This window comes from Meiothermus hypogaeus (genome assembly GCF_003574035.1).
Taxonomy (GTDB): Bacteria; Deinococcota; Deinococci; order Deinococcales; family Thermaceae; genus Meiothermus; species Meiothermus hypogaeus.
Window position 1 is genome coordinate 1 of the sequence record NZ_QWKY01000148.1, and the last position, 2724, is coordinate 2724.

The 2724-nt window shown below is 56.0% G+C and carries 4 protein-coding genes; all 4 read left to right on the plus strand.

Annotation, left to right across the window (positions count from 1 at the left end; translation table 11 throughout):
* A partial coding sequence (locus tag Mhypo_RS18425) for a hypothetical protein (RefSeq protein WP_206074953.1) occupies positions 1 to 244 on the plus strand: 244 nt, incomplete at its 5' end.
* Positions 245 to 340: 96 nt separating this feature from the next.
* The gene (locus Mhypo_RS17500; RefSeq protein ID WP_119342498.1) at positions 341 to 757 is read left to right on the plus strand and encodes a universal stress protein; all 417 of its coding nucleotides are present in this window, start codon (positions 341 to 343) and stop codon (positions 755 to 757) included.
* Positions 758 to 823: 66 nt separating this feature from the next.
* Entirely contained in the window at positions 824 to 1201 is a 378-nt protein-coding gene (locus tag Mhypo_RS17505; RefSeq protein WP_119342499.1) for a universal stress protein, read from the plus strand.
* A gap of 214 nt (positions 1202 to 1415) precedes the next feature.
* Positions 1416 to 2000 carry an MFS transporter gene (locus tag Mhypo_RS17510; RefSeq protein ID WP_119342500.1) on the plus strand — a complete coding sequence of 195 codons (585 nt, stop codon included), beginning with the start codon at positions 1416 to 1418 and terminating at the stop codon, positions 1998 to 2000.
* Positions 2001 to 2724: the final 724 nt, after the last annotated feature.

Genomic DNA, 2724 nt, shown 5'->3' on the forward strand with positions numbered 1-2724 from the left:
CTGGGGGTTTTATGGGCTGATTGCAGCAAGCCCAACATATAGCCTTGTTCCCATCGTTGCAAACGCGATAAACTACACTGTACGTCTTCAAACATCGTACAGAAGTACCGTGCTGACCGGATCCTTTGCAAGGACTCTCGGCACGGTTCTTCTTTATGACGACCTTTTCAGGGGCGGGTCAATCTCTTGGTTAGGGATAAAAGTCCCTGGTGCTGGGGCTAAAACAGGTATATCCTTAACCTGAAAGCAGGAAAGTCGGTAACGGGTTTCCTGCTTCCGACCTCAGCAGCCTCATCCGAAAGGAAAGGGCGCTGAGGCTTTTTTTATCGAGGAGGTGGCCATGTTCAAAAACATCTTGCTGGCCTTCGACGGCTCGGCCCATGCCCAGAAAGCGGCCCGTTTGGCAGTCGATTTGGCCCGACAATACGGGTCTGGTTTGTGCGTGGTGCATGCCTACGAGCCGATCCCGGACTATCTGGGCGAGCCCTTTTTGCAGGAGGCGATTTCTAAGCGAACCGAGGCCGCCGATCTAGTTATGGAGCAGGCCCGGGCTTTGTTGGGGGAACTGCCCCAGGTTGAAACTGAGGTGCTGGAGGGCCCTGCGGCGGAGGCCATTCTCCGGGCTGCAGACGTACGCAAAGTGGACTTAATTGTGATGGGAACTCGGGGCTTGGGCCAACTGAGTGGCTTGCTGCTGGGCAGCCAGAGCCAGAAGGTGCTGACCCATGCCCAGTGTCCGGTACTGCTGGTGCGCTAGAGGGACACAAAGCCCCTGGCGATCGGCTAGGCTAGGCTCGAGGCTGCTGGAAAATGGGGGTGGGCTATGTTCAAAAAGGTGCTGGTCGCCACCGATTTTTCGCCCTGCGCACAGCGCGCATTGGAGCTGGCTCGCACGCACTTCCCACAAGCTGAAATTCGGGTATTGCACGTGGTAACTGATGATTCGCCCTTTACTGCTACCGAGGCTTTGCTCGAGCTGGAGATGCTGGTATCCGATGCCTGGAAAGGCGAGACCCGCCTGCCGGGTCACGAGGTTGTGCAGGGAAGCGCCGTCCAGCAAGTAGTGGAGTCGGCTAAAGCCTGGGGCGCCGAGCTGATTGTGATGGGGGTGAGTGGTCAAGGGGGCCAGGGCCTTGGTTCGGTAGCCGAAGGGGTGGTAAGGGCCTCTACAATCCCGGTACTCACAGTGAAGAGCCCATGAAGTCGGGGTCTGGCTTCATGGGGATAAAACCAGAGACAGGGTGTTGCAAGACCGGGCTTTGTGGTTTTCAAATCTGATTTAGACATGCTTCGAGCAAGACGCTTGGTTTTGAGGCGTAAAACATATTGTTCAACCAACGTTAAAAGCAGATACAAAGCTTCTTAGACCGGCCCGGAATACCGCGTGCCTGAGAAAAGAAAGTTGGGGGCTGGCTATGAAAGCCAGTGAGATGTCCTCCCGAGGCTTTCAAACGATTTATCTGGCCAACGCGCTTTTGTCGCTAGCCGATGGGTTTTACTATCCGTTTCTAATTGCGTTCCTGTACGGGATGGAAGGCATGCTGGGGGCGGGGGTGGGCCTGGGGATTATCACCGCGATGGACTCACTGGGCTCCTATTTTGTGGGAGGGCTGGTGGATCGCTACGGGCGCAAACCCTTTTTGCTGGTCAGCGCGGCCTTGAGTGTGGCCGTTTATCTGGCTTATCCCCTGAGCCAGCATCTGAGTGAGCCCTGGTTGTATGGCGTGTTGGTTGCAGTGCTGATGCTGGATGGTCTGACCGATGGTTTTTGGGACACCATTGAAGCGGTGTATCTGGGTGACATCACCCGCCGGGCTTTCCGGGGCCGCAGCATGGGCAGCTACTGGGGGGCAGGCGGCATCATCTTTGGTGTGGCCATGATGGCTGCAGCCTGGGTAGGCGTGCATCTGAGCTTCCTGGCAGTGGCGGTGGGTGTGGTGGTGGTGTATTTGCTGGGGATTGGGGTACTGCTGAACCTCGAGGAGACGCACCAAGCCTAGGATATGGGAGCTTGTTTGATTTACCTGGGTGTTGTCGCTGAAACCTGCGATTTAGTCAACAAAAGTTGTACCTTAGCGCCGAGACGCAGGTCAATCACCTCCTACGGTACCTGAGCCTTAATACACTTCTGGGAGAAAGTCAAGGGAAAAACACCCAGACAAACCGGGAGTTTTTCCCTTCCCAACCCCCTGACCTCTTTGCTACCCTGCGCGTATAAAAGGAGGTGAAACCCATGCTGCGGGAGCTAATCCGAGAGGAGATGGAGCAAACGGTGGGGTGAGCAACGGAACAGCCCTCCAAGCTGCCCTAGCTGGCCAAGCTGCTAGAGGGGCCGCGCCCCTGGCCCAAGCCGGTGGTGCCCATTCCAAGGCCCGTGCCGCCGGAGGAAAGGCACTAAGGAGAACCAGAATGCACAGGAGGTAAGTATGAAACTGCGGGCGCTGGAAGAGTGGGAGATGAAGGGAACGATAGGGGGATGCTGGATCATGGATGGTTCGAACCATCACTCCATTCTGGAAGTGTGTGCAGCGGGGGGCGGAGGCGGGTCTTCTGCGCGCACGCCTACAACGCGTGTGTATGATGTACGGGTTAACGATGACTCATCTAAAGAATTCGGTTGAGTAACGAAGTGGTGTGATGATGGGTAAAAACCAACATTTTGGAGAGGATTGGTTTGAAAGCCGTTGCCAAGCAGAGAGGGAATGTTGTATTGGACGGTGACGA

Coding starts and splice junctions, on each gene's coding strand:
- Mhypo_RS17500 (WP_119342498.1), top strand. CDS start 341: ATGTTCAAAAACATCTTGCTGGCCTTCGACGGCTCGGCCCATGCCCAG.
- Mhypo_RS17505 (WP_119342499.1), top strand. CDS start 824: ATGTTCAAAAAGGTGCTGGTCGCCACCGATTTTTCGCCCTGCGCACAG.
- Mhypo_RS17510 (WP_119342500.1), top strand. CDS start 1,416: ATGAAAGCCAGTGAGATGTCCTCCCGAGGCTTTCAAACGATTTATCTG.